4 protein-coding genes are annotated in these 4,535 nt (G+C 64.9%); 3 read left to right on the forward strand and 1 reads right to left on the reverse strand.

The genetic code is table 11. The features are described 5' to 3' along the window. From AC5JJ6_RS00365 to AC5JJ6_RS00375, 3 genes are all read left to right on the forward strand, one after another. Positions 1–914 (forward strand): PEP-CTERM/exosortase system-associated acyltransferase (locus tag AC5JJ6_RS00365; RefSeq protein ID WP_496040133.1); only part of this gene is annotated, 914 nt, incomplete at its 5' end. A gap of 42 nt (positions 915–956) precedes the next feature. Continuing rightward, positions 957–3,092 (forward strand): ThiF family adenylyltransferase, encoded by a 2,136-nt coding sequence (locus AC5JJ6_RS00370; RefSeq protein WP_496040134.1) that lies wholly within the window; start codon positions 957–959, stop codon positions 3,090–3,092. Between the two features lie 141 nt (positions 3,093–3,233). Beyond that, a complete protein-coding gene (locus tag AC5JJ6_RS00375; RefSeq protein ID WP_496040135.1) occupies positions 3,234–3,563 on the forward strand; it encodes an endonuclease domain-containing protein in 330 nt (109 codons plus the stop codon). Between the two features lie 37 nt (positions 3,564–3,600). Here the strand turns inward: AC5JJ6_RS00375 and AC5JJ6_RS00380 are convergent, their stop codons facing one another. Continuing rightward, on the reverse strand, positions 3,601–4,389 hold the full coding sequence (locus AC5JJ6_RS00380) for a PEP-CTERM sorting domain-containing protein (RefSeq protein ID WP_496040136.1): 789 nt from the start codon (positions 4,387–4,389) through the stop codon (positions 3,601–3,603). Positions 4,390–4,535: the final 146 nt, after the last annotated feature.

A 4,535-nucleotide genomic window follows, 5' to 3' on the forward strand; every position in this document is an offset into this window, starting at 1 on the left:
CCAATGCCAGCTCTCTATCCTATGACGGTTCACAAGTCGTATCCCAGGTCCGGCAGGAACCAAGGCAGGTAGCGGCACAGACTTCAGGGCGCCAATCCTCGGGAATTTCCGGTTTAGAGTATTACAATTCTGTATTTTCTTCTTCTGTTGCCGATACCGCCGAAGACAGGAACGAATGTTTCCGAGTTCGTTTCCAGGTCTACTGCATCGACAACGGGTTCGAAGATCCCGCCGACAACCCCGACGGCCTTGAGCGCGACGGCTTCGACAGCCACTCCGCCCACTCTATCCTGACCCACAACGCGACCGGCAATGCCATCGGCACCGTCCGCCTGGTTCTTCCCGACGAGGACGGCGAGCGCCGCGTGCTCCCGATGCAGCGGATCGCCGGAGCGATAGCCGCCGACGACGTGGCTCCCTTCCCGGTCTGGCGCACCGCCGAGATTTCCCGCTTCTCCATCGTCAAGAGCTTCCGCCACCACACGCCCGACCAGGGCTTCGAAGCGCAGCTCTCGTCCGAAGAATGGCGCAAGATGCTCTTCCATCTGCCGCTCGGACTTATTAAATCCTGTGTCGAGATGAGCGTGCGGGAGGGCATGACCCATTGGGCCGCCGTGATGGAGCCGGCTCTGCTTCGCCTGCTGACCCGTCTCGGCATTCACTTCAACCCGCTGGGGTCGCTGGTCGAGTACCACGGACGGCGCCAGCCCTGCTGGGTCGATCTGGATGCCATGCTGGCCCGCGTCCATGCCGAGCGCCCGGACGTTTGGGACGTGATTACCGACGGTGGCCGGCTTTGGCCGCTGCCGCAGGCGACCGGGGCGGAAGCCGCCGACCCGAATGACGTTGAAGTGACCGTTGACGATGTGATCGCCGCACAGGCGATGCCCGAGCGCCGCGCCGCCATGCGCTGACAGACGGGGGGCGGCCCGGAGGAAACAAGGATCTTGCCGACCATGACCATTCCAGCGATGCCTGCGCGCGCCGCCGACTTCGACTACGACGAGGCGTTCAGCCGCAACATCGGATGGGTGACCGAATGGGAGCAGCAGGTATTGCGCACCAAACGGATCGCCATAGCGGGAATGGGGGGAGTAGGCGGGGTTCATCTCCTGACGCTGGCGCGCCTCGGCATCGGTTCGTTCCATGTCGCCGACATGGACGTCTTCGAGACCGTCAATTTCAACCGCCAGATCGGCGCTTCCACCGCCACGGTCGGCCGCCCCAAGGTCGACGTCATGGCCGGCATGGCGCGCGACATCAACCCGACCGCCGAGATCCGGCGTTTCCCCAACGGGATCAACGACGACAACATCGACGACTTCCTGGACGGCGTCGATCTGTTCATCGACGGCTTCGACTTCTTCGTGATCGACATCAGGGCCAAGGTCTTCGCGCGCTGCGCCGAGCTGGGCATCCCGGCGATCACCGCCGGACCGATCGGGATGGGCACGGCCTATCTGGTCTTCATGCCCGGCCAGATGACCTTCGAGCAGTATTTCGGCCTGGACGGACAGCCGGTCGAGCAGCAATACGTCAACTTCCTGGTCGGACTGACTCCGCGCGCGATGCACCGGTCCTATCTGGTCGACCCGACGCGCCTGGATCTGGTCAACAAGCGCGGCCCTTCCACCGCGATGGCCTGCCAGCTCTGCGCCGGCGTCACCGGCATCGAGGCGCTGAAGATCCTGCTGGGGCGCGGCGACGTGAAGGCGGCCCCCTGGTTCCACCAGTTCGACGCCTATACCGGGCGTCTGGTCAGCAAGCGCCTGCCCGGCGGCAGCCGGCATATTGGCCAGCGGCTGAAGCAGAAGCTGGGTGCCCGAATGATGCGCGCCATCGCGAGCAACGCGCCGAAGCCCCAGCCCGCCGCCGCGCCGGAAAGCCGGTCGGAAATGTGGCGCATCCTGGATCTGGCCCGCTGGGCGCCCAGCGGCGACAATAGCCAGCCCTGGCGCTTCCGGATCGACGGCGACGACGCCGTGACGATCATCATCCATCACGAAGCCGGGACCAACGTCTACGAGTACAACAACGGCCAGCCGACCCTGCTGTCCGCCGGCCACCTGCTGGAGACCCTGCGCATCGCCGCCAGCCGCTACGGGCGGCGGATGGAGTGGAGCCATCGCCGGGAGAACGAGGGTGCCAACGGTTCCCATGAGGACGTCATCAGCGTCCGCCTGCCGCGCCAGCCGGGGCTTCGGGCCGACCCGCTGGAAGGCTTCGTCCGGCTGCGGTCGGTCGACCGCACCAGCTACAGCACCACGGCGCTGACCGACCGGCAGAAGGCCGAACTGGCGAACGCGCTCGGCCCGGACCTCAAGCTGTCCTGGTTCGATGCCCGCCCGCAGCGGCGCAGCTTCGCCCGGCTCAACGGCCTTGCCACCGACATCCGCCTGCGCTGCCGGGAAGCCTACGACGTCCACCGCCGGATGCTCGACTGGGACAACCGCTTCAGCCCCGCAGGCTTGCCGGCGACCGCCATCGGCCTCGACCGCATGACCCGTTCGCTGATGCGCTGGGCCATGAAGGACTGGTCGCGGGTGAAGATGATGAATCTAGCCGGCACCGGGGCGGCCAGTTTCCAGATCGACAAGCTGCCGGGCGTCAACTGCGCCGGGCACTTCACGGTGACGTGGCGCAACCCGCGCTCCCAGCCGCCGACGCCGGAGGACCTGCTGCGCGCCGGCGAGCGGCTCCAGCGCTTCTGGCTGACCGCGACGATGCTGGGCCTGGCGCTTCAGCCGGGTCTGGCGCCGATCGCGTTCTCGACCCATGCGTTGCGTGGCGTGCGCTTCACGGAAGACCAGAAGCTTCTGGCGAAGGCGGAAAAGCTGGCGGTGGAGGTCGCGCGGGTGACGGGAGCTGAGGTCGATCAGCTCGTCTTCATGGGGCGGATCGGACGTCCGAAGTCGATGCGATCCACCAGCCGGTCACACCGGCGTCCGCTGGAGGAGCTGATCGTCGGTGAAGAGAAGGGTGGTGACTTCGTGGAGCCTGCTCCCTCACCCTCCCATGCTTCGCATGGGTCCCTCCCTCTCCCGGAGGGAGAGGAGCAAGTAGTTCAATCTGAGAGTGTTGTGGCGAAATGACCCGATAGGAAGCTAACTGGTTGTAATAGCTTAGAATATCCATCGGCAATCAGTAGCCCCTCTGCCTTTGGGAGAGGAAGGGACCCGCCGCGCAGCGGGGGGAGGGTGAGGGAGCACGCTCCCTATGCTAAACACCCCCGCATGCCGAACCCTCGTGCCCGTGAATTGCGAGTCGACTCGACCGACGCCGAGCGCCGCTTGTGGTCACTCCGGCGTGATCGGCGTCTAAACGGGCACAAATTCCGCCGGCAAGTCCCGATCGGCTCGTACATTGCCGATTTCACCTGCTTTGAACATATGCTGATCGTCGAAGCCGATGGTGGCCAGCATGCCGACAACCCATATGACCAGCGGCGAACCAGTTGGCTGCAAAGCCAAGGCTGGTGCGTGATCCGGTTCTGGAACAGCGAAATACTGCGAACCCCTCAGGATGTCGCAGCCACGATTCTTCGTAGTTTGGAGGAAGGTTGATGCCGGGACGTTCCCGCCCCGGCATCGGCCTGCAACCTTAGCCGCGCTGCTTGCGCGACCGGGCGGCGGCGCCCAGACCCAGCAGACCGGCGCCCAGCAGGGCGAGGGTCGCAGGCTCGGGGACTTCCGTCGGGGGAGTGACGTCGGCGGTCACCTGCAACTCGGCAGTGCCGGACAGCGGCAGGACCCAACCCTCCGGAGAAGGCTGGAAGCTGCTGCTGAGCGTCACGATGTTGCCGTTGCCGAAGTAGTCGGCTGCGGCGCCGCCGGTGATCGCCAAGTTACCGGCGCCGAAGCCGCGGATCAGCTCGGAATTGTTGAACGCCGCGCCGGAGCTGAAGAGCGTACCGGTCTCACCGGCATTCGGTCCGGAGGTTTCGGTGCTCTCGAACCCTACCAGCGACAGCCAGGGCGTTCCATCGGCGAAGCCGGTGGTGGTCGCCAGGTTGCTGTCGGGCGTGTCGTCCAGGAAGAAGTCGATGATGCCGCCGGAGAATACCGCCGTGCTGACGGCGCCGGCGGGATTGAACGTCGTCACGGTGTAGTCGCGGAACGTATAGGTCAGTTCGCAGGAACCGCCGCTGGCGCAGAAGGCGCCTTCGTTCAGTTCGTTGATCTGGGTGACGCGGCCGAAGCCGAACAGGTTGTCGCCGACGCTGTCGACGAAGCTTTCCGTCAAGTTCGAGAACTTGAACGTGGTCTCGCCGGGGCCGCCGACGATGACGCCGGCAACCGGCGTCGGGGCCGCCATGGCCTGACCCATGCCCAGCGCCATGACGGCGCCGACGGCGGCCACTGTCAGGGTCTTGTTGATGATGCTCTTCATTCGATCCTCCAGGTCGCACAGGTGCGATTTGCCCTGAGAAGTAAGCAACTCTCGTGCCAAGGAGGAAAATCCATTTTGAATCAACAGGTTGATGAATGTTACACAAGGTCCCGACGAGGAAGTGTAAAGGATCGTGACAGATCCGC

This window comes from Skermanella sp. (genome assembly GCF_059503625.1).